Annotated in this window: 28 protein-coding genes and 1 pseudogene; 14 read left to right on the plus strand and 15 right to left on the minus strand. The window is 70.6% G+C overall.

Translation table 11 applies throughout. From position 1 onward, the window contains the following. Positions 1–57 precede the first annotated feature (57 nt). The 3 genes from ABZ622_RS38770 to ABZ622_RS38780 all read right to left on the minus strand — a co-directional run bounded on the left by ABZ622_RS38770 (position 58) and on the right by ABZ622_RS38780 (position 1612). Positions 58–810: an alpha/beta fold hydrolase gene (locus ABZ622_RS38770; protein WP_360551571.1), complete on the minus strand. Its 753-nt coding sequence runs from the start codon at positions 808–810 to the stop codon at positions 58–60. Between the two features lie 60 nt (positions 811–870). Continuing rightward, complete coding sequence (locus ABZ622_RS38775; protein ID WP_241196415.1) at positions 871–1260, minus strand: hypothetical protein; 390 nt, start codon at positions 1258–1260, stop codon at positions 871–873. A gap of 118 nt (positions 1261–1378) precedes the next feature. Beyond that, the gene (locus ABZ622_RS38780; RefSeq protein WP_360551573.1) at positions 1379–1612 is read right to left on the minus strand and encodes a hypothetical protein; all 234 of its coding nucleotides are present in this window, start codon (positions 1610–1612) and stop codon (positions 1379–1381) included. A gap of 239 nt (positions 1613–1851) precedes the next feature. Between ABZ622_RS38780 and ABZ622_RS38785 the strand changes: the two genes are divergently transcribed. Then, positions 1852–2595, plus strand: a complete 744-nt coding sequence (locus ABZ622_RS38785; RefSeq protein ID WP_360551575.1) for a TetR family transcriptional regulator C-terminal domain-containing protein — start codon at positions 1852–1854, stop codon at positions 2593–2595. Between the two features lie 81 nt (positions 2596–2676). On the opposite strand, the gene ABZ622_RS38790 is transcribed toward ABZ622_RS38785, so the two are convergent. After that, on the minus strand, positions 2677–3060 hold the full coding sequence (locus ABZ622_RS38790) for a hypothetical protein (protein WP_360551577.1): 384 nt from the start codon (positions 3058–3060) through the stop codon (positions 2677–2679). A gap of 220 nt (positions 3061–3280) precedes the next feature. On the opposite strand from ABZ622_RS38790, the gene ABZ622_RS38795 reads away from it, so the two are divergent. Both ABZ622_RS38795 and ABZ622_RS38800 read left to right on the plus strand, forming a co-directional pair. After that, positions 3281–5545 (plus strand): prolyl oligopeptidase family serine peptidase, encoded by a 2265-nt coding sequence (locus ABZ622_RS38795; protein WP_360551579.1) that lies wholly within the window; start codon positions 3281–3283, stop codon positions 5543–5545. Between the two features lie 24 nt (positions 5546–5569). Then, on the plus strand, positions 5570–6022 hold the full coding sequence (locus tag ABZ622_RS38800) for a Rieske (2Fe-2S) protein (protein ID WP_360551581.1): 453 nt from the start codon (positions 5570–5572) through the stop codon (positions 6020–6022). Here the strand turns inward: ABZ622_RS38800 and ABZ622_RS38805 are convergent. From ABZ622_RS38805 to ABZ622_RS38820, 4 genes are all read right to left on the minus strand, one after another. Then, positions 6006–6230 carry a hypothetical protein gene (locus tag ABZ622_RS38805; RefSeq protein ID WP_360551583.1) on the minus strand — a complete coding sequence of 75 codons (225 nt, stop codon included), beginning with the start codon at positions 6228–6230 and terminating at the stop codon, positions 6006–6008. The genes ABZ622_RS38800 and ABZ622_RS38805 overlap by 17 nt on opposite strands. Before the next feature lie 293 nt (positions 6231–6523). Then, positions 6524–6697 carry a hypothetical protein gene (locus tag ABZ622_RS38810; RefSeq protein ID WP_360551585.1) on the minus strand — a complete coding sequence of 58 codons (174 nt, stop codon included), beginning with the start codon at positions 6695–6697 and terminating at the stop codon, positions 6524–6526. A gap of 257 nt (positions 6698–6954) precedes the next feature. After that, positions 6955–7509 (minus strand): DinB family protein, encoded by a 555-nt coding sequence (locus ABZ622_RS38815; protein ID WP_360551587.1) that lies wholly within the window; start codon positions 7507–7509, stop codon positions 6955–6957. Positions 7510–7859: 350 nt separating this feature from the next. Further along, entirely contained in the window at positions 7860–9194 is a 1335-nt protein-coding gene (locus tag ABZ622_RS38820; RefSeq protein WP_360551589.1) for an MFS transporter, read from the minus strand. A gap of 89 nt (positions 9195–9283) precedes the next feature. On the opposite strand from ABZ622_RS38820, the gene ABZ622_RS38825 reads away from it, so the two are divergent. Beyond that, positions 9284–10261 carry a winged helix-turn-helix domain-containing protein gene (locus tag ABZ622_RS38825; protein ID WP_360551591.1) on the plus strand — a complete coding sequence of 326 codons (978 nt, stop codon included), beginning with the start codon at positions 9284–9286 and terminating at the stop codon, positions 10259–10261. A gap of 32 nt (positions 10262–10293) precedes the next feature. On the opposite strand, the pseudogene ABZ622_RS38830 reads toward ABZ622_RS38825, so the two are convergent. Then, positions 10294–10475 (minus strand): annotated as a pseudogene (locus tag ABZ622_RS38830) (IS5/IS1182 family transposase); the annotation flags it as partial. A 14-nt stretch (positions 10476–10489) separates the two neighbouring features. Here ABZ622_RS38830 and ABZ622_RS38835 point away from each other — a divergent pair. After that, positions 10490–10765, plus strand: coding sequence for a helix-turn-helix domain-containing protein (locus tag ABZ622_RS38835; protein WP_360551593.1), 276 nt, complete (start codon positions 10490–10492; stop codon positions 10763–10765). A 94-nt stretch (positions 10766–10859) separates the two neighbouring features. On the opposite strand, the gene ABZ622_RS38840 is transcribed toward ABZ622_RS38835, so the two are convergent. Beyond that, a complete protein-coding gene (locus ABZ622_RS38840; protein WP_360551595.1) occupies positions 10860–11513 on the minus strand; it encodes a cysteine hydrolase in 654 nt (217 codons plus the stop codon). Positions 11514–11625: 112 nt separating this feature from the next. On the opposite strand from ABZ622_RS38840, the gene ABZ622_RS38845 reads away from it, so the two are divergent. Then, entirely contained in the window at positions 11626–12102 is a 477-nt protein-coding gene (locus ABZ622_RS38845; RefSeq protein ID WP_360551597.1) for a pyridoxamine 5'-phosphate oxidase family protein, read from the plus strand. A gap of 13 nt (positions 12103–12115) precedes the next feature. On the opposite strand, the gene ABZ622_RS38850 is transcribed toward ABZ622_RS38845, so the two are convergent. Further along, positions 12116–13024, minus strand: a complete 909-nt coding sequence (locus tag ABZ622_RS38850; protein ID WP_360551599.1) for a LysR family transcriptional regulator — start codon at positions 13022–13024, stop codon at positions 12116–12118. Between the two features lie 74 nt (positions 13025–13098). On the opposite strand from ABZ622_RS38850, the gene ABZ622_RS38855 reads away from it, so the two are divergent. Further along, positions 13099–14130, plus strand: a complete 1032-nt coding sequence (locus tag ABZ622_RS38855) for a DMT family transporter (protein WP_360551601.1) — start codon at positions 13099–13101, stop codon at positions 14128–14130. Positions 14131–14156: 26 nt separating this feature from the next. Here the strand turns inward: ABZ622_RS38855 and ABZ622_RS38860 are convergent, their stop codons facing one another. Beyond that, the gene (locus ABZ622_RS38860; protein ID WP_360551603.1) at positions 14157–15488 is read right to left on the minus strand and encodes an aminotransferase class I/II-fold pyridoxal phosphate-dependent enzyme; all 1332 of its coding nucleotides are present in this window, start codon (positions 15486–15488) and stop codon (positions 14157–14159) included. A gap of 35 nt (positions 15489–15523) precedes the next feature. On the opposite strand from ABZ622_RS38860, the gene ABZ622_RS38865 reads away from it, so the two are divergent. Continuing rightward, a complete protein-coding gene (locus ABZ622_RS38865) occupies positions 15524–16219 on the plus strand; it encodes a pyridoxamine 5'-phosphate oxidase family protein (protein WP_360551605.1) in 696 nt (231 codons plus the stop codon). 225 nt (positions 16220–16444) lie between these two features. Here ABZ622_RS38865 and ABZ622_RS38870 read toward each other — a convergent pair whose 3' ends face one another. Beyond that, positions 16445–17491 carry an EamA family transporter gene (locus ABZ622_RS38870; RefSeq protein ID WP_360551607.1) on the minus strand — a complete coding sequence of 349 codons (1047 nt, stop codon included), beginning with the start codon at positions 17489–17491 and terminating at the stop codon, positions 16445–16447. Positions 17492–17606: 115 nt separating this feature from the next. Beyond that, a complete protein-coding gene (locus ABZ622_RS38875) occupies positions 17607–18176 on the minus strand; it encodes a Clp protease N-terminal domain-containing protein (protein ID WP_360551609.1) in 570 nt (189 codons plus the stop codon). 244 nt (positions 18177–18420) lie between these two features. Between ABZ622_RS38875 and ABZ622_RS38880 the strand changes: the two genes are divergently transcribed. Together ABZ622_RS38880 and ABZ622_RS38885 are read left to right on the plus strand one after the other, a co-directional pair. Then, positions 18421–18624: a hypothetical protein gene (locus tag ABZ622_RS38880; RefSeq protein ID WP_360551611.1), complete on the plus strand. Its 204-nt coding sequence runs from the start codon at positions 18421–18423 to the stop codon at positions 18622–18624. A 78-nt stretch (positions 18625–18702) separates the two neighbouring features. Next, positions 18703–19134: an SRPBCC family protein gene (locus ABZ622_RS38885; protein WP_360551613.1), complete on the plus strand. Its 432-nt coding sequence runs from the start codon at positions 18703–18705 to the stop codon at positions 19132–19134. Between the two features lie 83 nt (positions 19135–19217). Here the strand turns inward: ABZ622_RS38885 and ABZ622_RS38890 are convergent, their stop codons facing one another. After that, on the minus strand, positions 19218–19841 hold the full coding sequence (locus tag ABZ622_RS38890; protein ID WP_360551615.1) for a PadR family transcriptional regulator: 624 nt from the start codon (positions 19839–19841) through the stop codon (positions 19218–19220). Between the two features lie 401 nt (positions 19842–20242). Between ABZ622_RS38890 and ABZ622_RS38895 the strand changes: the two genes are divergently transcribed. Genes ABZ622_RS38895 through ABZ622_RS38910 form a run of 4 tightly spaced genes read left to right on the plus strand, consistent with a single transcriptional unit; the run spans position 20243 to position 24125 of the window. Continuing rightward, complete coding sequence (locus tag ABZ622_RS38895; protein WP_360551617.1) at positions 20243–20998, plus strand: TnsA-like heteromeric transposase endonuclease subunit; 756 nt, start codon at positions 20243–20245, stop codon at positions 20996–20998. Between the two features lie 35 nt (positions 20999–21033). Next, on the plus strand, positions 21034–21783 hold the full coding sequence (locus ABZ622_RS38900; protein WP_360551619.1) for a hypothetical protein: 750 nt from the start codon (positions 21034–21036) through the stop codon (positions 21781–21783). 45 nt (positions 21784–21828) lie between these two features. Then, positions 21829–23088, plus strand: a complete 1260-nt coding sequence (locus tag ABZ622_RS38905; protein WP_360551621.1) for an integrase — start codon at positions 21829–21831, stop codon at positions 23086–23088. Then, on the plus strand, positions 23079–24125 hold the full coding sequence (locus tag ABZ622_RS38910; RefSeq protein ID WP_360551623.1) for a TniB family NTP-binding protein: 1047 nt from the start codon (positions 23079–23081) through the stop codon (positions 24123–24125). The genes ABZ622_RS38905 and ABZ622_RS38910 overlap by 10 nt, the downstream gene beginning before the upstream one ends. Positions 24126–24394: the final 269 nt, after the last annotated feature.

Consider the following 24394-nt stretch of genomic DNA (forward strand, 5'->3'; position numbering starts at 1 on the left):
TGGGCCCCGACCCCTTCCGGGTCGGGGCCCAAGCCCTGTGCGCCGTGCTGTGCGGTGTCAGACGCCCGTACGGACCGCTCGTCCGGGCACGTACCCGGCGATGAGATCCGCGACGAGCGGCAGGTGGTCGCCCAGGAAGAAGTGGCCGCCGGGCAGTACGTGCCGCTCGAAGGGCCCCTCGGTCTCCCGCTCCCACGCCTGCACGCCCTCGACGGTGACCCGGGGGTCGTTGTCGCCGGTCAGCGCGACGACCGGGCAGCACAGCGGCGGCCCGGGAACGTGGACGCGGGAGAACAGCATGGCGTAGTCGGCGCGCAGCGGGGGCAGCGCCAGTTCGAGGATCTCCGGATGGGTCAGCAGTTCGTCGTCCGTGCCGGACAGCAGCCGCATCTCCCCGATCAGGTCGGCGTCGCTGGGCCGGTCGGGCAGCCGTACGCGCCGCGGCAGCGACGGGCCCTCACTGCCCGAGACGAACAGCGCCGCGGGCTCGCGCCCCTCGGCCGCGAGCTGCCGTGCGGTCTCGTACGCCAGGAGCGCGCCCATGCTGTGGCCGAACAGAATCAGCGGACGGCCCCCGCCCTCGGAGAGCGAGCCCAGTACCGCGTGCACGACATCGCCGAGCCGTTCGGCGAACGGCTCGGCGATGCGGTCGTGCCTGCCGGGGTACTGCACGACCAGTGCTTCCGCGGTCCCCGCGACCTGGGTCGACAGCGACATGTAGCCACTGGCCGAACCACCTGCGTGCGGGAAGCACAGCAACTGTGCTGCGGCGTCGGGGGCCGGGCGGAAGCACCGTATCCAGTTGTCCACGACATCCCTTCTCTCATGTTCTCGGTCCGGTACGCGACCGGCTCCGTGAACGGTATCCGCTCATGGGGCTGCGGCGATCCAGCTCTCCAATTGTTCACGCGTGGTCGCCGGGTCCGCGACGAGAACGGCGAGTTCGTCGTCGCGGGGCTCCAGTGTCGTGAGGGCGGGGCAGCGGTGGCAGGCCTCGACACCGACCTGGTTCCACCACTTGCAGTGCGGGCGGAGGTGGCACCGCGGCACCGCGGCCGGTCCTGGCTCGGCCGGCACGGTCGTGATGCGTTCGATCAGCCCGCAGGCCTCGCCGACCCGGTTCGCGCAGTCCGACACGCAGTGCGAGGCGAACCGGAGCACCCGGTTGGGGGCGATCCCCTCCGGGATGCTGCCGAGAACATCGGCGGCGGGTACGGGTTCGGCCAGGTAGGCGACCTGGTCACGCTCCCCGGACCGCACGCCGAGAACAACGCTCTCCGGGCGGCTCGCATCACCGCTCGGACACCATCTGAGGGGGCTTTCCCGCCCGTCCCGGGCAACGTCCGCAGTGCTGTCCACGGTGCTCACCTCCGATTCGTCAGCAGGAACGCGTGCCGGTCGAGTTGACCACCATGCCGCCGATGACACCGTCGGTGACGGCGCCCTTCTGCTGCTCGGCCGCGACCGCCTGCGCGATGCTTCTGGCGAGCTGCTCCTGGCTGGTGATCCGTTCCGGACGCTCGGCAGCGGCGGCACCGGTGGTACCGCCCACCGTGACGAGACCGGCAACGAGGGCCGCGGCAGCGGCCGCCGTACGCATGCTGTTGTTCATCCCTGTCCTCCATGGCATCGGTGATGGCTTGCGGGAATCGACGCTAGGGTCCGTGTCCCGCCCCGATCGGCAGTTGTGGCGGCGGCTCGGGGGCTGATTGCTGCGGCCTTCGGGTTCCTGCGGGCTTCAGGTTCCTGCGGCTTCGGATCGCTGCGGTCTTCGGTCCACCGATCCACCAATCCACTGGTCCACTGGTCCACTGGTTGCCCGTTGGTCGCACTGTCAATAGCATCGCCGGTATGTCGTCAAGCCCTCAGCGGAAGCGGATCCGGAAGTCCCCGGCGGACCGGCGTGCGGAAATCGTCGACGCGGCGGCGGCCATCGCCCTGACCGAAGGGCTGGAGTGCATCACACTGCGCCGGATCGGCGAAGAGCTCGGCGTCCGCCCCGGTCTCATCAGCCACTACTTCCCGGTGGTCGAGGACCTGGTGGCCGAGGCGTTCGGCACCGCCGCCGGGTCCGAGCTGAACACCCTGCTCCCGGCGGACCCGGCTACGCAATCGCCCACGGACCGGCTCGCCCGTTTCTTCGCGCTGGCGACGGGCGCCGCGTACCACGACATCAGCCGGCTGTGGATCAACGCCCGGCACCTCAGCCGCTACCGCCCCGCCCTCCGGGACCGGGTCGGCCACCAGGAGGCGCTGTGGCGGGGCCGGCTGGAGGCACTCGTCCGTGACGGCGTCGACTGCGGCGAATTCCGCACCGCCGACCCATATGTGACGACCATTCAGATTCTGGTCGTCATCGACGGCCTCGGCGCACACGCCAATACCGGGGCCGCGGACCGCCCGGAGGTGGTCACGCGGATGGCCGTCAGTACGGCCGAACGCGAACTGGGCCTGGAGAGCGGCACACTCACCAGGCGCGGCGCCGTGCTCGACGCCGCTCGCGGCGACACACCCGCGCCGTCCGACGCACACGGCACTCCGGACCCTCCGGACCCGGCCCAGGTGTCGAAGACGGCTCATGGAGTCCTGCCGTGAGCGACTCGGTGGACAGAACCCTCCTCGAAGACATCACTCCCGCCCCGTCGCTGACAGCACACTGATCCGGTCCGGCGCCGGCTACCGCCGGCTCAGCTCCGCCAGGACTCTGCCGCGCAGCAGCTCGTACTCCGCACGCAGCCGCACGATCTCGGCAGGCCGTACGATCACCTCTCCGCCGACGACGATCTCCTCCGGGCCGAACTGCTCGCGGGTGAGATCGACTTCGACGCCCATGCCCAGCCGGTTCCACCAGTGGTAGTCCACTCGCTCGCCGTCCACATGGACCTCGCCGCGCATCAGATCACCGCCCAGCAGGTCGTGCACCACGAGCGCGGTGACGCCGCACTGATCGCGCGCCGGATTGTCCCGGGTCCACTCCGGCCGGTGTTCCGGTGTCGTGGTGTCCGCGCCCCAACTCCTGCGAACGGCCTGCTCAAGGTCGCTGAAACTGCTCAGTGTCATGCCATTCAGCGTGGCAGACGCCTCTGACAGTCCGCGCCCGGCCTCGTCCGCCTCGATGCCGGCCGCGGGCCGACGGCTCCCGGACGGCAGGGCAGTGGTGATCACGCCCGGGCTGACGCGTGTACGGCACGGAAGTTCCGGCACACCGCTGCACGGCTCACCTCCCGTGGAGCCCGGCCATGCCTGCCCGGTGGCCGGCCACGCCTGTCATGGTGTCGCCATGAATCCGACGAACGATGCCTCCTCCGACGACACGACGCGGGACACCGACGGGTTCCCCGAGCAGTTCGGGCGGACCCACCGGTTCTCGCTCGGGGTGCCCCGCGGCTTCACCGTCTCCCCGGACGGCGCACGGGTGCTCTTCCTGCGGTCCACCTCCGGTACGGATCCGGTCAGCCGGCTCTGGCTGTACGAGGACGGTACTGAGCGGCTGCTCGCCGATCCGCTCGGGGACGGGCTCGGCGACGAGGCGGGCGACCGCGTGCCGCCCGAGGAGCTGGTCCACCGTGAACGGGCGGGAGAGACCTCGTCGGGTGTGGTGTCGTACGCGACCGACGCACAGGTGCAGCTCGCCGCCTTCGCGCTCGGCGGCGGACTTCGGGTGGTGCGGACGGACGGGAGCCCGCCGCGCCGGATCCGGACCGCCGGTCCGGTGGTCGATCCCCGCCCCTCGCCGGACGGCACACTGATCGCGTACGTGTCCGGCGGCGCACTGCGGGTCGTCACGGCGGAGGGGACGGACGACCGGGTGCTCGCCGCCCCGGACGGCGACCGGGTGACGTACGGGCTGTCCGACCACGTGTCGGCCGAGTCGATCCACCGCTCGCGCGGCTATTGGTGGTCGCCGGGGAGCGATGCGCTGCTGGTGGCGCGGGTGGACACCTCGATGGTGCCGCGCCGGTACATCAGCGATCCGGCCCATCCGGAGCGGCCGCCGCGCGAGATGGCGTATCCGGCGGCGGGCACGGCGAACGCCGGGGTTTCGCTGCACCTGGTGCGGCTGTCCGGGGAGCGGCTCGCGGTCCGGCTGCCGCGCGAGGCGGACGCGGACCATCCCGGGGGTGCGTGGACGGACCGGTCGTTCGAGTACGTGGTGTCGGCGGCGTGGGACGGGCACGGGCCGCTGGTCTCCGTACAGACGCGCGACCAGCGTTCGGTGTACGTGCTCGCGGTCGATCCCGGCACGGGCGGGACACGGGTCCTGAGCCGCGCCCACGACAGGGCGTGGGTCGCTCTGCGGCCCGGCACGCCGTTGCGGCTCCCCTCCGGCACGCTCGTCGTTCCCGCGCGGCCGGGCGGCGACAGTCAGGGGCTGGCGTTCGACGGTCCGCAGACGCCTGTGGGGCTGGAGGTCCGCGAGGTGGTCGGATCCAGCGGCGACCGGGTGTTCTTCACCGCGAGCGAGGAGCCGACCGAGGTCCATCTCTGGTCGTACGCGGCGACACCACCCGGTGCCACCACCGCCGTCCCCGTTCCCGTCCCCGTTCCCGGCCCCGTTCCCGTGCGCGTCAGCGAGGCCCCCGGTGTGCACACGGCCGTGGTCGGCGGCCCCACCATGGTGCTGGACAGCAGGACCCCTCAGGGGCAGACGGTCACCGTGCTGCGGGACGGAGCGCCGGTGGGCCGGATCGCGGTCCTCGCCGAGACTCCGCTGGTCGTACCGAGGCCCGCGGCGCTGAGCCTCGGGAAGCGGGAGCTGCGCAGCCGGCTGTATCTGCCGTCGTGGCACCGGCCGGGCGACGGTCCGCTGCCCGTGCTGCTCAACCCGTACGCCGGCCACGGGATGCAGGTGGTCCTCAAGGTGCGTGCCTGGTGGGCCGCGGTGTCCCAGTGGTTCGCCGAGCAGGGGTTCGCGGTGCTGGTCACGGACGGCCGGGGCACTCCGGGGCGTGGTGAGGCCTGGGAGAAGTCGGTGCACGGAGACCGGCTGACGGTCGTCCTCGGCGACCAGATCGACGCGCTGCACGCGGCCGCCGAGCGGTGTTCCGCACTGGACCCGGCCCGGGTCGCCGTACGCGGCTGGTCGTTCGGCGGATATCTCGCCGCTGCCGCCGTGCTGCGGCACCCGGAGGTCTTCCACGCCGCGGTGGCCGGTGCCGCGCCGGCCGACCGGCGTCTCTACGACACCCATTGGGAGGAACGCTTCCTGGGCCACCCGGATGTGCTGCCGGAGAACTACGAGCGCAGCTCACTGCTCTTGGAGGCGGCCGGGCTGACCCGCCCGCTCATGCTGATGCACGGACTTGCCGATGACAACGTGGCGGTCGCCCACATGCTGCGGTTCTCCGCCGCGCTGCTGGCCGCGGGCCGGCCGCACACGGTGCTGCCGCTGTCCGGGGCCGGTCACCGGGTCGCCGGGCCGGCGGCGGGCAGTCTGTTGCTGCTGGAGCGGGACTTCCTCAAGAAGTCCCTGGGTGTTGAACACGGGGGCCCCGCCGCGCGTACCCCCGGTCGTACACCGGAGTCGCAAACACCGAAGTCGTGAACACCGTGGAAAGGAAGAGCCGGTATGAGCACAACGCAGAATCACGAGGGCCGTCCCGGGCGGCGGGCCGTTGTCGCTGCGGCCGGGGCCGCCTCGGTGGCTGCCCTACTCACCGCCTGCGGCAACGAGAAGGACTCGGGCGGTTCGGACGTGGTCGAGCCGGCCGACAGTGGTACGGACGGCAGCGGCGCCGCACTGACGCGGACGGCCGACATCCCCGAGGGCGGCGGAAAGGTCTTCGCCGACCGGGGTGTGGTGGTGACGCAGCCGAAGGCCGGCGAGTTCAAGGCGTTCTCGTCGAAGTGCACCCATCGGGGATGCACGGTGTCGCGCGTATCGGACGGCACCATCGACTGCCCCTGTCACGGCAGCAGGTTCGACGCGGCGACGGGCGCGGTGAAGCACGGCCCCGCCACCGAACCACTGCCCGCCAGGACGATCACGGTCTCGGGCGGTGCGATCACGCTCGCACCCTGATCGCACCGCCCCGGTGGTGTAGGGCCTCCACCATCCGCTCCGGCCTGTCCCCGGCCGTCCGCGCCGAGCCGTCGCTCATGCCCAGTTCGGGAGTGGGCCGCCGGAACCCCCGGGTGAGCCGGAGGAGATGGACGAATCCGAGGGCGAGCCGGCACCCTCCGATGAGCAGGGCCGTCGCGCTGAGCCGCGTCAGCGGACAGATCGTCACGCGGGCACCGTGCGCCGGTGCGACGACGCGGCCGAACACCTTGACACCACTGGTGCCGCGACCTGCCCGCCCTCTTCCACGCCGCCGAACTCCAGCCCTCCGCATCGGACCGGCAGGCGGGCCCCCGGTCGGCCTGGCCTCCCTTCAGGCCGGCCTCGCCAACACACACGCCCGCAACACCCGACTCGTCACCCGGACCCGGCGCCTGGAACGACGGCTCTCCGAGCTGATGGGCGAGCAGGCATGGCGGGAATCGGGGCTCGGTGCCCCGCCGATCAGGAGGAACTTCAGCGTCAGGTCTCCCGCCCGGAGCAGGCGAGCACCGAGCCGGCGGCGCGGCTGGAGGAGCGGGACGCGGAGCCGGCGGCTGCCCGCGCTGCCCACCGCGAGCCGACCCGGGCCTTGAACCAGAAGGGAGCCGCGGACGGGTAGCCCAGGTCGACAGGCAGCAGTTCGTCCAGCGGCAATCGGATGCGCGTGCCCCCGTCAGTGGTGTCGGTCGCGCGGTACTCGGCGGTGACACTCCTGTTGTGATGGAGGTGGGGCAGAAGAAGCCGGCTTCCGCCTTCACCGGGACGGCTGCTCCGTCCGTCCGGAGACGGAGGGAGCACCGTTTCGCCACGTTCCCGGGACGGTGGCCTGACCGGGAGGATGGAGATGGCTGCTGACCCCGGCCGTTGTCCGGCGGCACAGGGCCGCCGGACAGGGTCGCCCGCCTCCGAAATCAGACGCCTTCGCGCAGGTACAGGTCGCGCAGCAGGCCGATCTCGCCGCCGTGGTGTGTGACCTCTTTCAGAGCGTGCAGCGCGAGCTTCAGATAGGTCTCATCGGCCCAACCGCCGGGGCCCATGCCTATCGGTGCCAGCAGGCGCTCGTCGCCGAGGGCCGCGATGCGGGAGATGAAGTGCTCCCAGTCCTCGGCGAGCGCCTGGACGCCCTCTTTCGCGGTGCCCGGCCATTCGTGGCGGTCGCCGAACTCGGGGGCGTCCTCGAAGAAGTGGATCACATAGCCGCGCAGGCAGAGGCTGCCTATGTGCCAGATGCGCCAGGCGATCGTCGTGAAGGGGTCCGGTGCCTCCGGACTCGATTCCGGAATCAGCGTGGCGACGCGGAAGACGCCGTCGTCGCCGGGGCGGATGCTGATGCAGTCGCTCACCGGCTCCCAGCGGTACTCGGCGTCGGTCAGGTCCTTCACACGCTCGAACAGCCGGAATCGCACGTTTTCGAAGATGGCGAGAATGTCCCGCGTGACGGGGTCGGGCACGATCAGGTCAGCCATGTCAGCTCCAGGGCTCGGTGGTTTCGGATCGGTCGGGTGATCAGGATCGACGGGTCGGCCGGTTCGGATACGTGCCGCCGGCTCGGTTACGTGCCGCCGCCTCGGCGTGTGTCGCCGGGTGCGAGCAGGCTGGTGAGTTCGACGATGGCGTCCGGCGACGGCTTGCAGCAGCGGCGCAGGTTCTTCGGCTCGGGTTGCCGAGCGAGTCGAGAAACGTCCGCCGTCGCGCGGACGGTCAACGCCTCTTCCGCCGGCAACTGTACGACGGTGGGCACCGCTTCCCCGTGCCATGGACAACAGGGCCGCTTCACGTGGCGGCCGGAGAATGTCCCCGCAGGTGACGGATCAAGCTACGGCAGATATTGGGGCGTTGTCTGCGGGAGGACTTCAGCATGCTGTTCGGTGCCGTTCTCCGATCCCGTTGAGCAGTTCGGGACGGGGACCGGGGAGGTGGGCGGGTGCCAGGTGACGATCCAGCCGGCGGTCAGCGCCGCCGCGCCGCCTGCCAGAGCGATTGCGCCGCCTGTTCCGATGGCTGCGGCCACCGAGCCGAAGCAGGCCGGCCCGACGCCCTGCAGCGTCATGCTGCCGGAGCCGAGCAGACCGAAGGCCTGGCCCTGGCCATCCTGCGGCAGGGCGTCCAGGAACGGCCGTTGCAGGCCGAGTCCGTAGGCGAATCCGAAGCCGCAGAGCAGCAGCAGACAGGACGAGACGCCCACTCCGGGCTCGGCGGCGAAGCCGACCAGCGGCAGTCCCATCAGCGCGATCAACGGGACCACCAGTCGCTCCCGGGTGGGTGGCCGTAGCAGTCGACCCACCAGCAGGTCGCCGACAAGCATGCCGACCGGCAGACATCCCATCAGCACCGCGTACCAGCCGGGCGCGAAGTGGCGGCCTCCCGCGTAGGCGACGATCAGGCCTTCCGCGCCCGCTACGAACGCGCATGGTAGCCACTGGGCCAGCATCAGTCGTCGCACCGTGCGTTCGCGCAACAGCAGGCCGGCACCGTGCAGGCTCGCCCGGACGGCCCCGCCATCGCCCCGAGAGCTGCCGGGTGTGCCGCCGAACTCTCCCGGCTGCAGCCGGGGCAGCCGGAAGCGGACAGCGAGCGCGCAGCCGAGGCAGAGGGCGGCGCTCACCGCGAGCGCCCGGTGCGGGCCGAGTACCGCGACGGCCGCACCTCCCAGCGCCAGACCGAGCAATTGTGCGCCGGAGGCAGCGATGTTGTTCAGTGAACGGCCCAGTACATAGGCGTCGCCCTCCAGCCACTGGGCGACCAGCCGGCTCGACGCGCCGCTGAACACCGGTGTGACGAGGGCGGCCAGCGCCATGACACCGAGGCTTGCCGCGGTCGGCATCCGCACCAGGGCGAGCAGCAGGGCGACGGCGCACTCCAGGGCATAGCCGCTGACGATGAGCGCGCGGGGCGGCAGTTGGTCGGCCAGTGAGCCCAGCAGCAGCGAGCCGAACAACTGCGGGAGAAAGCCGATGCCGAAGGCCAGTGCGCTCAACAGCGCGGAGCCGGTGGCCGCGAAGATCAGCACCGAGAACGTGGTGATCCGCAGCGAGCCCGCGATGATCGCGACGGCGCGGGTCGAGAAGAGCAGCCGGAATCGCGGCTCGGCCAGCACCTCCCGGTAGGTGGCACGGTGGTTGACCTGCGCGGGTTCGGCGGTTGGGGTCATGACGCCCAGCCTCGCCGTGCGCCCACGCCACTCACCAATGATTCGTCGCTGGACGAATCAAAACAGACGTCGCGCGGTAGCCTGGCAGGGTGCTCCGCTTCGAAGTCTCCGTCGAGGACCTGCTGCGCAGCCGCTTCGCACTGTCGCCCGCGCTGGACCTCTGCTTGCTGCTGCGCTCGCTCGCCGGCCAGGACCGGCCGCTGCCGCGAGCCTGGGCCACCCGGCTCCTGCCAGTCTTCGAACGGCTTCGCCGCGAGACCGAACTGAACGCCGCCCTCGCTCTGCAGACGCCGCAAGGCGGACCGAACTTCGTCGCCCCGCCCCCGCGCGGCCTCAACCAGACCTGGGCAGACGACCTGGCCATGATCCGGGCCACACCGCTGGAAGCGGCTCGCCACGAATTCGCCACCACCGCGACCGGCCCGTCCGCCCGTGATCCCCGCGTACGCGCAGTGCTGGACTCGACGGACGCCGTCCCCAGGATCGCCGAGGCGATGGACCAGGCGTGGCACGAGCTGCTCGCCGCGGACTGGCCGCAACTGCGAGCGATCTGTGAGCGCGATGTCGTGCACCGGGTGGGTGTGATCGGCGAACACGGATGGGCCACGACCATCGAGAGCCTGCACCCGGGCATCGCCTGGCGCGCCGGCGGTATCGAGATCGGCTTCTTCCGAGGCGGAACAGTCCGCCTCGCCGGCGACGGGCTACTGCTGATCCCTTCGGTCTTCGTCGGGCATATCGGCGCCCACCTGGAAGACCCCTGGCCCAGGACCTTGGTCTATCGTGCCCGCGGCACCGCCGCCCTGTGGGGCGAACAGGAGACCGCCCCCCGACCGGACGCGCTGACCGCTCTGGTCGGCCGGGCCCGAGCCCGGCTGCTGGTGGCACTGGACGCCCCGGCCAGCACCAGTCACCTCGCCCGAAGCCTCGCCATGGCACCCGGCGCGGTAGGAGACCACCTCGCCATCCTGCGAGGCGCGGGGCTGCTCGTCCGCGCCCGGTCCGGACGGTCGGTGCTCTACCGGCGCACCCCGCTCGGCGAGGCACTGGTCGGCGGTTCGGGCTGAGGGCTCGGTTCAGCACCGTTTTTGAGGCGTCGTCAGCAGGTGATTGCGCGGCCGAGGGTGAGGAAGGCCGGTGGATGTCGGCGCGGATTTCCCGGCGGATACGCAGCCGGCGGAACCAGCGCAGAGGTGCGAAGGCCGCTTCGACGACCCAGCGGTTCTTGCCCAGGCCGCTTCCGTGCTCGGTGCCGCGCCGGGCGACGAGCGGGCGGATGCCCGGAGGAGGCCGCCGTGAACGCGGCGGTCGAGCTCGCGCAGCGGGACGGGGCCCCCGGGCTCCCCATGCGCAAGCTCGCCCAGGAGCTCGATCTGGACGTGTCCGTCCTCTACCGGCTGTTCCGCGACAAGGACAAGCTGCTGCTCGCGCTGTGCGAGCGCGCCATCGAGCTCGCGCTCGACGAGATCGGCGAGGCCCCCGGGGCGGAGCCCTGGCAGGGGACACAGTGCGCCGCATCGCGGAGGCCACCTGGCAGGTCCAGAACCGGCTTCCGGCGACCACCGCACTGACCGGCCGTGGAGGCGATCCTGGCCGCGGCCAGACGCGCCGCGACGAGTTGACCGCTTCCGGCACCGCCGGAGTGGTACAGCAGGGGCCCCTCCGTCAGGACCGGACCCCGCGCGAGGCGCGGCCCAGCCAGCAGCCCAGCACCTCGTCGGTGGTGGTGACGGTGGCGACGAGGGCCAGCGTGTTGCGGATCATGGCGGGGGTGTAGTCGGCCGGCACTCCCGCGATGGCGTCGGAGGGCACCACCGCCGTGTAGCCCAGATTCACCGCGTCGAACACGGCGTTGGGGACGGCCACATTGGCCGAGACCCCGGTGACCACGAGGGTCCGGCAGCCGAGGTTGCGCAGCAGCGCGTCCACATCGGTGCCGGCGATGGGCGAGAGGCCGTGCAGCCTGCGTACGACGAGGTCCTCGTCGGCCACTTCGATCGGCGCGGCGATCCGTACCGCCGTGGTGCCGCAGTGCTGCTGCACGGGCAACCGGCCGGCGGCCCGGAAGAGCCGGGCGTTGCTGTTGGCGCCCCGCCCGTCGGGGCGGCGTTCGGCCACCGCGTGCAGCACCTGGACCCCGGCCTCGTGCGCGGCCGCGACCAGCCGGGCGACCCGGTGCAGAGCGCCGGAGGACCGGGCCTCGCCGGCCAGTTCGGGCAGTGCGCTCCCCGGGCCCACGACCCCCTGCTGGCATTCGACCGTCAGAAGCACGGTGGTGGCCGGATCGAGCTGCTCGACGAGCTGATTCTTCGACGGCACGGCTGCCCCTTTCTGCGGCGGACCGGGCGCGCGAGGTTAACGGCCATTGCGCGACGAGGGAAGACCCCCCATGATTTCTGACACACAGTCAGACAATGGGAGGAGGCGCCCCATGGCCGCCATACAGCGACGGGGCCGTCGGATCATGATGACGGACGCCGAACTCGACACCTATCTCGCCGAACAGCGCACCTGCCGCGTGGCCACCGTGTCCGCGGACGGCCACCCGCATGTCGGCGCCCTCTGGTTCACCTGGGACGGCGCCTCGCTCTGGCTGTACTCGATCACCCGCAGCCTGCGCTGGTCCCAGCTGCGCCAGGACCCGAGGATCGCGGTGGTGGTGGACGACGGGGTGGAGTACGCGGATCTGCGTGGCATCGAACTCTCCGGCGAGGCCGTCCCCGTCGGCGAGGCACCGCGCACCGGCGAGCAGTGCCCCGAACTCGACGTGCCCGAAAGGCTGTTCGCGGCGAAGTACTTCGGGATGGGCACCATGCCGCACGACGGCCGGCACGCCTGGCTGCGGCTGACACCGCAGGCCGTCACCTCCTGGGACTTCCGGAAGCTCGCGGCTCCGCCCACCGCCTGAGACACGCCGGGGTCTACGGTGTGCCCAGCTCCCGCCCGGCTGCGCGCAGGGCCGTCACCGCCGCCCTGATCGAAGGGCGCCGGTCCGCATCGGTACGCCAGACGGCATGGACGTGGCGCCGCATCTTCTGCCGTACGGGCACGAGCCGCACGCCGTCCGGTACTGGACCGCGGCCCAGTCGCGGCGCCACACAGACCCCCATTCCGGCGGCGATCAGAGCGAGTTGGGTGTGGTGCTCACCCGCCAGGTGCGCGATGCGCGGTTCGATGCCCTTCGAGCGGAGGGTGAACATCAGCCAGTCGTAGCAGAACTCGCCCTCGGGCCAGGACACCCAGTCGTCCTCGGCGAATTCCTCCAGGTCCACCTCGTCCCGGCCGGCGAGCCGATGACCGGCCGGCATCGCGACGTCCGGTGCGTCGTCCAGGAGTTCGGCCTTGGCCAGGCCTGCGGGCACGGGCAGCCGTTTGTTGCTCCAGTCCAGCACCACGGCGAGGTCGATGTCGCCCCTGATCACCGCGCGGATTCCGTCCTCGGGCTCCAGTTCCCGGGTACGCACGCGCAATTCGGGGTGGTCCCGGCGCAGCGCGAGGAGCGCCGCGGGGAAGAGCCCGCGCGCCGCGGTCGGAAAGGCGGAGAGTCCGATCTCGCCCACCACCTCACCGCGCTGCGCCTCGATGTCGGACTGGGCCAGCTCGACCTGGGACAGGATCCGGGCCGCGTGGTCGGCGAGCAGCCGGCCGGCGTCGGTGAGCCGGACCCCGCGCCCGTTCTTGGCCAGGAGCTGCTGCCCCACCTCCCGCTCCAGCTTCGCCATCTGCTGGGAGACCGCGGACGTGGTCACATGCAGCCCCTCGGCGGCACCGCTCACGGAGCCGTGCCGGGCCAGTGCGTCCAGGGTGCGCAGGCGCTCCAGATTCAACATGTAAGCAATGCTACGCAGAGCCTCGCACAAAGTCTCGCTTGTTCTACGTGATCCGGTTCGTCATAGTTGGGTCCATGAGCGCCACTGCCACGCCGAGTGCCATCTCTCCCACCGAGTCCACCGCCGGTGCCGGGCCGACGGCCGGGGGATCCAGCACGGGCACCGCGGTGGCGGCCGCTTCCGGGCCCGCCGCCCGCCCGGCGCTGGACTGGCGGATCCGGTTCGGGGCACTGTCGCTCATCTGGGGCTTCAGTTTCCTCCTGATCAAGGTCGGCACCGAGGGGTACGCCCCGTTCCAGGTCACCCTGGGCCGCCTGCTGTCGGGCACGGCGGTGCTGGCCGTCGCGATGGTGGTGCGCCGTGAGCGGCTGCCCCGCGGCGCCCGCACATGGGGGCACCTGGCCGTCGCCGCGTTCTTCCTGAACGCGCTTCCGTTCTCGCTCTTCGCCTACGCCGAGCTGACGATTCCCTCGACGCTGGCAGGCATCTGCAACGCGACCTCACCCCTGTGGGGCATGGCGCTGTCGCTCGTCGCGCTCTCCGAGGACCGGCCGACCCGTCGCCGGGTCGCCGGACTCGGGCTCGGCTTTCTCGGCGTTCTGACCGTACTGGGTGCCTGGCAGGGCTTCTCCGGGCTGGACTTCGGCGGCACGGCGATGGCCCTGCTCGCCTCCCTCAGTTATCCGATCGGCTGGATCTACGTCCGCAGGACGCTGGCGGGCAGCGGTTCGTCGACGCTGGCGCTCACCGGCAGCCAGCTGTTCCTGGGCACGGCGCAGATCGCCCTGGTGACCCCGCTGTTCACCTCGGCCCCCGACGGCTTCCCGCTGCTGCCGACCCTGGCCGTGGTCGCCCTCGGGGCGCTCGGCACCGGCCTCGCGGTCCTGCTGCAGTACGGCCTGGTGGAGGAGGTCGGACCGACGACCGCGCAGATGGTCACGTACTTCATCCCGGTCATCGCCACGGCCGCCGGAGTGGCCGTGCTCGGCGAGCAGCTGAGCTGGAACACTCCAGTGGGGGCTTTCGTGGTCCTGGCAGGCGCCGCCCTCACCCAAAGCAGGGCCCGGGGCGGCCCGGCCGTGAGCAGCAGGGCATCCAGCGACTGAGCCGGATCCGAGGCCTGGACCGTCAATCACCCGTAGGCCAGCGGCTTCACCGGACCCGCCGCTGCCGCCACCGCATCCGCCAGGGGTCCGATCTCGTCCTCGGCGAGCGACGAGACGGTGAGCCGGATTCCCGGGGGCGCGGCCATCCGGAACCGCGCCCCGGGCGCCACGGCCCAACCCGCGTGCAGCAGCCTCGTCACGGCGCCGGTCTCGTCGCCGACCGGCACCCACACGTTCATCCCGCTGCGTCCGCGGGCCACCACGCCCCGCTTCGCCAGCGCCCGGACGAGGCCGTCCCGCCGCTCCGCGTACGCCCGCGCCACCTCCTCCGGGTCCACGGCGCCCGAGGTCCACAGGTGCACCACGACCCGTTGCAGCAGCCTGCTGACCCAGCCGGGGCCCAGCCCCTGGCGCCCCGCCACCCGGTCGACCGTGACCGGATCGCCGGTCAGCACGGCGACCCGCAGGTCCGGCCCGTACGCCTTGGCGACGGAACGGACGAAGGCCCAGCGGTCCGTGGTGCCCGCCAGCGGATGAAGTGGCAGATCGACGAACCCGTGCCCGTGGTCGTCCTCGATCAGCAGGACATCGCGGTGACCGGCGAGGACTCCGCGCAGTTCCAGGGCGCGTGCGGCGCCGATGGCCGCGCCGGTCGGGTTCTGCGCGCGGTCGGTGACCACGAGCGCGCGGGCACCGGCGCTCAGCGCGTTCTCGACGGCACCGGGAACCGGCCCCTCGTCGTCGACCGCGACGGGCACCGGACGCAGCCCCAGCGCCGGTACGAGATCCAGCATGCTGCCCCAGCCCGGGTCCTCGACGGCGACCACGTCACCGGGTCTGAGCTGCGCGACCAGGACCCGCTCGATCGCGTCCAGCGATCCGGAGGTCACGACCACGGGCCCGGCCGGCACTCCGTCGGCGTCCAGTGCGGCGCGGGCGAGCGCGGCGAACTCCGGGTCCACCGGCGCCTGTCCGTACATCCCGGGCTCCCGCCCGTACTCCCCCGCGACCGCCGCAAAGGCATCCCCCAGCGCGGGCAGCAGTACCGGATCGGGGTTGCCCGCGCCCAGGTCCCGCACGCCCGTCGGCGCCTCGACCCGGAGCGAGCCCCGCGCCGTGCTCGCGGGGCGCGGCCGCACCCTGCTGCCCCGGCGCCCGGCCGTCTCGATCACCCCGCGCTCACGGAGCGTGCGGTAGGCGGCCGCCACCGTATTCGGGTTCACCCCCAGACGATCTGCCAACTCCCGCATAGGAGGCAGCACTTGACCCGGTTCGAGCTCACCGGAGCCGACTCCGCGCTCGACACTGGCGGCAATTTCCGATGCACGCCGCCCAACAATCCGATACTCTCCTAGCACAAACCACATTATGCACTAGTGCAATGGAGTACGCAATGTCGGACACCGCATCGCCGCAGCCCACGGCCCCGGACACCGCTGCCGGCTACGCGCCGACCGAGCGCACCGTCCCGACCCGTTCCCGCGAACGGGCTTCCTACGACAGGGAAGTGGTCCACGCGATACTGGACGAGGCGTACCTCTGCCACCTCGGCTTCGTCCGTGACGGCGCGCCTGTGGTGCTGCCGACGCTCTTCGGCCGGATCGGCGACCGGCTCTACGTACACGGCTCGACGGGCTCCAGGCCGCTGCGCGAGGCGGGTCGCACCGACCCCGGCCTGCCCGTGTGCCTCACGGTGACGCATGTCGACGGGCTGGTGCTGGCCCGTTCCGCCTTCCACCACTCGATCAACTACCGCTCCGTGGTGGTCCATGGCGTCGCGCACACGGTCACCGACCCCGAGGAGCGGCGCACCGCCCTCGATGCGATCGTCGACCACGTGGTGCCCGGCCGTTCCGCCGATTCCCGGCCCGCCGACGAGAAGGAGCTGGCCGCGACCGCGGTGATCCGGCTGGACCTGCGGGAGGTGTCCGCCAAGATCCGTACGGGCGGCCCCAACGACGAAGCCCGCGACCTCACGCTCCCCCACTGGGCCGGCGTCGTCCCGCTCGCCCGCGGCTACGAGACACCGCTCCCCGCGGACGACCTCGACCCCGCCATCGGTGTGCCGGAGTACATCACCGAGCTGTGACACACCACGGCCGACGGGACAGCGAGGGGCGGGACGGGACGGAAATCAGGCGGGGCCGACGTCGGTCGGCGGAGGTCACGGCCGAGGGCACGGAGCAGGAGTTCACCCGACCGTGTGATCCGTTGGTGTCATGTCGACACCAGCCTCGTCGGCACCGGGCCGCCCGAACCGCTACGCCCACGGTCGTTTTCGACGACGTAAAGCATCACGCCACATCGCGGCACGTCACATCGCGGCACGGCCGGCGGACAGTTCCCCCTCGGCAACAGCCCGGCCGCCGTCCGGCCCGTCGGCCACCGCCGCACCGGATCCCGGCACGACGGGCCCCGCAGGTGTCCGCGGTGTCCGCGGTGTCGAGGACTGGGCGATGAAGGCGCCGATCAGCACCATGGCACCACCGAGGAGCTGCGGCGCCGACAGGTGCTCGCCGAGCAACACCCAGGCGAGCACCGTGGCGATGACCGCCTCCAGGCAGGCGACGACGCCGGCCACCGCGGGAGAGAGCAGCCGCACCGCGATCACCCCGGTGACGTACGCGATCACGGTTGCCAGCAGCACGATCCAGACAAGCAGCGTCCAGGCCGGAACATCCGTACCGTCCATGCCCACCGTGCCGCCCAGCACCGACCAGTCCATACCCCAGGGCTGCGCGACCGCGGTGAGAACGGCCGCGCCGATCAGCAGCCCGTAGGCGATCACACCGACCGGATGCGGCGGTTCGACGCCGTCCGCTCCGCCCGCCCCGTCCGCACCTCCCTGGTCCGAGAGAACGAAGTAGCCGACCTGGCAACAGGCGGCGCCGAGCGCCAGCAGCAGTCCGACCAGGTCGAAGCTCAGCCCCGACCAGATCTCGACCACGCACGTCAGCCCGCCGACAGCGAGCACCACACCGACCGCGGCCCGCCGGGTGACCGGCCTGCGCTGGACGAACCGGACCCAGCCGAGCACGAGCGCGGGCGCCAGGTATTCGACGAGAAGCGCGACCCCGACGGGGATCCGGGAGATCGCGGCGAAGTAGAAGGCCTGCACACCCGCGACGGCTAGCAGCCCGAAGCCGAGCAGCAGGACCGGCCGGCTGCGCACCAGGTCCCGGTGGCGCCAGACAAACGGCAGCATGACCAGGGCCGCACCCGCCACACGTAGCCACACCACGTGGAGCGGATCGAGCCCCGCCTCGATCAGCGGCTTGGCCGCCACCCCTGAACCACCGAATGCGAACGCCGAGGCCAGGGCTAGTCCCAGGCCGGCGCTTCTCCCCTGAGACGCGTGCATCGGCCCATCATGACAGCTGTGGTCAGGAGCGTCATCCAGGTGACCCCTGACATGCTCACCCCCGAATACGGAACCGCAGACCGGCCACCGCCACCCAGCCCCCGGGCCCGGAAGGTCAGCCTCCGCACTCCGGCACGCCCTGTCCGGCGGCGTCCGCGACCCGGGCGGCGAGCATGTTCGCGTCGACCCCGCCCCGTACCAGCACCTCGACAGCCCGGCACTCGTGGTCGGTGGCCAGCGCCGCGAGCAGATCGAGCCCGCCGGCCCGTGCGTCGCCGCGCGACTCCGCCCGTTCGAGCGCCCCGGCCATCGCCGAGGCGGCCGACGGGGACCAGACCTCCAGCCCGGTGCCCCGCACGACGGAACCCGGGTCGGGGAGGACCGGTACGGCGCCGGAATCCTCGACCGAGCCCTGCCAGCGGAGCCCGTATCCGATACTGCGCTGGACGAGGTAGCCGAGCACCCTGGCGAGCTGGGGTCCGCCCTCGAAGGCCGCTCGCACCGCGGGGTCCGATTCGATGAGGGAGTGCAGCAGATGCGCCGTGTCGATCTGCCGGTCACCGTCGCGCAGCGCACGCCTGCGGGCGCCCGTCACGACGGCGGCCAGCTCCACCGTGAGTCTGGCGTCGAGCTCGGCGCGGTTCGGTACGGGCTGCTGGGGAATCCGCGGCGTCCGGTTCTGCACATCTCTCACTCCATCAGCCCTACGGCACGAATACATCCCCGGAGCGGCCCATTCAGGCATCCCACGCAAGTTGGGCACACCCGAACGGTTTCTCCTCCTTGCGGATGAGATCTCGCCATTTCTGGATCCGATCGGAGGAAAGGGCGCGCGCCGCCTTGCCACGCGCTCCCTGGGCAACCGGAAGCCACCTCCGTACGTCCCACAGGCCATACCCCATGAGACAGCCGGAAGGGAGCCCACGGACGTGTCCTGGTTGGTCGCCCTGCCGGCCCTCGACGGGCGGGAGTACGTGTACCGGGTGCACGCCCCGGCCGACGCGCTGCGCGCGGACCTCTTCTGGGCCGCGTTCCACTGCCACGACGACGGTCCGCACCCCCGCGCCTTCGACAGGTTCGACGCCGCTCTGATCTGGCGCGCGGGAGCGGAAGGTACCGGGCGACAGATCTGACGGTTCATCAGTATTGAATGTTCCGGTCACTGCGGCTACGTTCCGCGACACCGTAACCCGCCGAGAAGGGGTGGTCGCATGGCCGAAGTCAGTGCAGAGGCACGCATCGAAGCACCGGCCGAGAAGGTGTGGGCCCAGCTGACGGACTTCACCGCGTACGGCCAGTGGAACGCCACCCACACCAGCTTCCCCAAGGGCGGTCCGGCGACACTCGAACTCGCCGCCACCTACGAGGAGAACATGAAGCTCATGGGCTTCCCGGCCGAGGTGACCTGGACGGTGGCGGAGCTGGAGACCGCGCGCCTGCTGACCACCAAGGGCAAGGGCCCGATGGGCGTCAACCTGGCCATGCGCTATTCACTGACCCCCGAGGGTGATGCGACCACGGTCCGCATCGACGGGGAGTTCACCGGCGCGGCGGTGTCCCTGATGGCGGGGAAGCTCAAGGACTCGGCGACGGCCGCGCTCGTCGAGTCACTGCGCAAACTGGGCGGACTCGTCGCCGCCTGACATGCCGGACAGACGGGAAGGACCTCGCGGCTCGGCCGCGAGGCCCTTGTCACCACACCCGTGGGCACCGCGCCTCACGGGGCTCAGTGCTCGTCGGCAAGGATCAGATACAGCTTCTTACGGGCGTCACCGATGACCGCGAGAGCCTTCTGCCGCTGCTCCGCCGAGCCGGTCTTCCAGACCTGCCCGAACGCCTCCATCAGACCGAATCCGGCCTGGCGGATCTCATTGGCGCTCTCCCAGTCGATGCCGCGCCCGGCTTCCTCCCAGGGCGCCTCGGACCCCGACTCCGCCTCGGTGCGGCCGGCGTCGGTGAGCGTGAACAGCTTCTTGCCGCCCTCGCTCGCGCTGACGATCAGGCCCTCGTCCTCCAGCAGCTGAAGCGTCGGATACACCGAGCCCGGGCTGGGCCGCCAGGCCCCGCCACTGCGCTCGCCGATCTCCTGGATCATCTCGTACCCGTGCATCGGCCGGTCCTTCAGCAACGCCAGGATCGAAGCACGCACGTCACCGCGCCGCGCCCTCCCCCGACCGCCACCCCGGCCCCGCCCGCCCCCGAAGGGCCCGCCACCGAACGGCGGCCCGAACTGCCCGAAGGCCGCCCGCCGGCCCTCGAAGTCACCACGCCCCGGATGACCGGGCCCACAGTGCCCATGTCCATGACCGTGCCCATACCCGAACTCTTGCTCGTGTCCATGTGAACGCATCGCTCTACTCCTTCTATCGTTAACCTGTCGCGATGCGTCAACGATATATCGGAACCGATCGCCTGACAATGCCTGGGCCGGGGGCACGGCGACCTGTGACAGTGACCGTTGATCGATTGCCAGGGATGGTTGATCAAAGCTGCTTTGTGTCTGTCCTGTCCCTCGCTTTCTTGTCGCTGTCCCGGGTGAGGTTGTTCAGTTCACCGTCCGTCCCGGGGCATGTTGCCGCCCGCCGCATGCACCCGGGCTCGGTGTCCCGCCATGTTTTGTCGCTCGCTGCTGTCTGTCCCGCTTCGTTTTCGCTCTCAGGGGCGGTTTGGACGCTGATTCGTTGCTGGCTGGCGGGCTGTGTGGCTTTCTCGTGATCAGGGCTTGTGCGTTCGCTCTGGTGAGGGGGCCAGATGACTGTCGAGGCGTTCGCCGATGTAGGGCACGGCGTTTTCGAGGTCGAGTACGGCGATGCGGACCGCGTTCGCCGTCGTGAGCCGCTGTCGGCGGTGTGGACGGAAAGGTTCGAGACGCTGCCGCCGGTGCGGAAGGTGCGTGCGTACGGCGGGCAGCGGTCGGTGACCCGGGATTACTGGTCGACGACCATGCGCAGGGCTCTCGCGTGTGAGTCGCGGCTGGAGCGTGATCACGCGATGCTGATGGACTTCGATCCGCAGGTAACGGGGCTGGTGTCGCAGCCGTTCCGACTGTTTTGGCCTACGCGCCGAGGGCGCCTGGGGCACGTCCCGGACTTCTTCTTCCGTCTTGCTGACGGCACCGGGACGGTGGTCGATGTCCGTCCGGATGACCGGATTGAGCTGGACGACGCCGAGGCGTTCGCAGCGACCGAGCGGGTCTGTGAATTGGCTGGCTGGTCGTTTAGGCGGGTGGGGATGATCAGCCCGGTTCTGCTGGCGAACGTGCGCTGGCTACGGGGCTACGGCCATCCCAGGTGTTGGCGGTATGAGACCGCGGGACGGCTGCTGGAGGCGTTCGGCGAGCCGAGGCCGCTGTTCGCCGGGGCGGAGGCGGCCGGGGACCGGGTCGCGGTGCTGCCGGTGCTTTACCACCTGCTCTGGCGAGGGGCGCTGGTTACAGAGGTGGAGTCGCAGGTCATGGGGCCCAACTGCATGGTCCGGCGGTCAGGGACGGGGGTGGAGCCGTGGTGATGCGCAATCCGTTGGTGGTCCGGCCTGGCGACCGGGTGCGGTTCGACGGCACAGTGCAGACGGTGGCCGGGCTGTCGGGCATGTTGGTCCGTCTCGCGGACGAGGCGGGCGGGACGAGCACGATGCATCTGCCGACGCTGATGATGTCGCCCGGCTTCGAGGTGCTCGGCTCCGGCAGCCGGAGGGTGATGCCCACGGGGTTGCTGGACCACGTTCCTCCCGGCCAGGCCGAGGAAGCCTTGTGGTGGCACCGGCACATGGTCGAGCTGCGGACGGGGCTGCTGCCGGACGCCCCGCAGGGGGCCTTGCCGCGGCCTGAGTACGACCCGGCCACGCGGACGTTGGCCGAGCGCGAGGCGTCCAAGGCCGCCGAGTTGTCGGTGGAGTTGGGTCGGCCGGTCAGCGCGCACACGATGCGCTGGCGGCGACGCCGCCATCAGGAACGGGGCATCGCGGGCATGGTCGACGGGCGGCACGCGCCGCGTCGGCCGGTGCACGGAAAGCTCAGGCCGGAAGTCGTGGACGAGTTGCAGCAGTTGATGAGCCAGGCCACGGGCGGTTCCACCCGGACGGTCAGCTACTACTTCGAGCGTGTCAGCAAGACGGTCAAGGACAAGTACGGCCAGGAGGCGGTGCCGAAGCGGTCGGCGTTTTACCGGCTGTTCCAGCGGCTGGAACGTGGCCGTCACACCACCGGGTCGGCGCGGACGCGCCGGTCCCTGGCGAACCAGCCCGAGGGCGTCTTCGATCAGGTGACGGTCTGCCGACCGGGCGAGTTGATGTAGATCGACTCCACCCCGTTCGACGCGTTGGTTCGCCTGGACCGGGGCGTGGTCGGCAGGGTCGAGTTGACCGGGCTGGTCGATGTCGCCACGCGCACGGTCACCGCGGCAGTGCTGCGGCCGACGACGAAGTCGGTGGACGCTGCCTTGCTGCTGGCTCGCTCGGTGACACCGGCGCCGATGCGTCCGGGCTGGACGAAAGCGCTGCGCATGGAGCGGTCGGTGCTGCCCTACCAGCGGTTGCTGGCACTGGACGAGCGGCTGCGGCACGCGGCGGCAGTCCCGCTGATCATTCCCGAGGCAATCGTGGTGGACGGTGGCAAGGCGTTCTTGTCGAAGAACTTCCACATGGCCTGCGACGCGTTCGGCACCGAGGTGATCCATGCGCCGCCCAGGACGCCGACGCACAAGCCGCACATCGAACGCACGCTGGGGTCGGTATCCACTATGTTCGCGCAATTCGTCTCGGGGCACACCGGCCGTTCGGCCGAGCACCGCGGGCGCCGGGTCGAAGACGAGCCGCTATGGTCACTGCCGCAGTTACAGGAACTACTGGAGGAGTGGATCACCGCCAAGTGGCAGAACCGGCCGCATGACGGCTTGCGAGACCCGCTGGCCCCGGGACGGACGTTCTCGCCGAACGGGAAGTACGCCGCGCTCGTGGAGACGGCCGGCTACCTGCCGCTGGCGCTGTCGGCCGAGGACTACCTGAAGTTGCTGCCGACACGCTGGCAGGCGGTCAACTCCTACGGAATCAAGATCAAGCACCGGCTCTACGACTGCGACGGGCTCAACACGCTGCGGCGGGAGAGGTCCGGGCTGACCGATCACAAGGACCGGTGGGAAGTACGTCACGACCCTTACGACGTCCGTGTGGTCTGGCTTCACGAGCACCGCGAGGACACGTGGATCACGGTCCCCTGGCGGCTGTTGTCTTCCCAGCCGGTCCCGTTCGGGGAAATGGCCTGGGACCACTCCTCCAGAGACCTGCGCGAAAAGCAGAGCGCCACAGTGACCGAGGAGGCGATCTCCGAGGCGGTGGGGGATCTGCTGGAACGGGCGGGCACCGGCCCCGTCGAGGAGAACGAGGCCCCGCCAGTTCGCAAGCGGCCCCGCAGCCGACGCTCCGAGCGGGCAGCCGCCCGCACCCGCGCCACTAGCCAGTCGGCCTGGCCCCGTCCCGAGACGCCTTCGCCAACGCCCGTACAGGCAGAGCCGGAAACGGAAGAAGACAACGACGGAGCCATCGCTGAGGTTGTGCCATTGCGAGTGTTCGATGCCCGACAGGAGGCCAAAAAGTGGTGGTAAGCACCAAAGACTTCGGTATGCCGGACGACCGGCGGATGCCGACAACCACTCTGGAGAGCTGGCGTCGTTTTGTGAACGACGACCCGCTCTCCTGCACCTTGCTGCCAGAGAGCGACTGGCGGGATTTGTCCGAGCTGGAGCGAGACGAGTACGACGAGTGCCGTGTCAACTACACGTCTGAGCTGATCATCGTGGAGACCCCGACAGTCCGCGAGGTGCTGCATCAGGGCAGGTTGCTGACCTTGGTCAACCGGCGCGAGATCAGTGCCCGCCGCGGCTTGATCGTCTCCGGCCCTTGGGCCACCGGAAAATCCACTGCCATCAAGCAATTGGGGAGGGCTCATGAACTCCGGGTCCGTCAGCGTTTCCCCGACCACGACCGCATTCCTGTCGTGTATATCTCTGCTCCGCCCAACGGCTCTCCGCGCAAACTCGCTGTCCGCTTCGCGCACTTCCTCGGACTGCCGCTCAAGAGTCGACACAACGAGATGGACATCGCCGACGCCGTCTGCGAGATCCTGACCGAGGCGCGGTGCGACCTGGTGGTGGTCGACGAGATCCACAACATCAATCTGGCCACCAGCAGCGGGAAGGATCTGTCCGACCACCTCAAGCACTTTGCCGAGCACATTCCCGCCACGTTCGTCTACGCCGGCATCAACGTCGAACGGGAAGGACTGTTCACCGGCGTGCGTGGCAAGCAGATCGCCGCCCGGTGCGTAATGCAGTACACCGCGAATTTCCCCTACAGCACGGAGTGGCGTTCAATGATCGCCACGATGGAGGACGCCCTCCGCCTACACCTGCACGAGCCCGGCACGCTGGCCAAACTGGCGAAGTACCTCCACTCACGCACCGGAGGCAGCATCAGCAGCCTCTCCCACCTGGTCCGCGCCGCCGCGATCACGGCGATCGCCAACGGCAGCGAACGTCTCACGCGTCGCCTTCTCGAAACCATCGCCGTTGACCACAACATGCAGTCCGACAGTCCTCAGCCCAAACGGGGTACAGAAGTGGGGCTCGGAGACGCAGCGTGATTTCTGCTCTGCCCACGAGGCGCCTGCGGCCCCTTCCCCGCACCCTGGCTCCCCTTCACCGGGAGTGCTGGGACTCCTATCTAAGTCGCTTGGCCACCGCGAACCACATCTCAGAGGGCGGTATGAGACCTGATGCCCGATCCTTTGTTTCGTGTGGGGCGAGCGGGAAGGTCGCGGCGACGTCGGTCGACTACGGCCGGGGCTGGGTGAACATGCCTTGCTCGGTCTCGGTCAGGATTCCGCGGTCGGCCAGCCGTTTGAGCTTCAGA

The sequence above is a fragment of the Streptomyces sp. NPDC007164 genome (assembly GCF_040634135.1).
Lineage (GTDB): Bacteria > Actinomycetota > Actinomycetes > Streptomycetales > Streptomycetaceae > Streptomyces > Streptomyces sanglieri.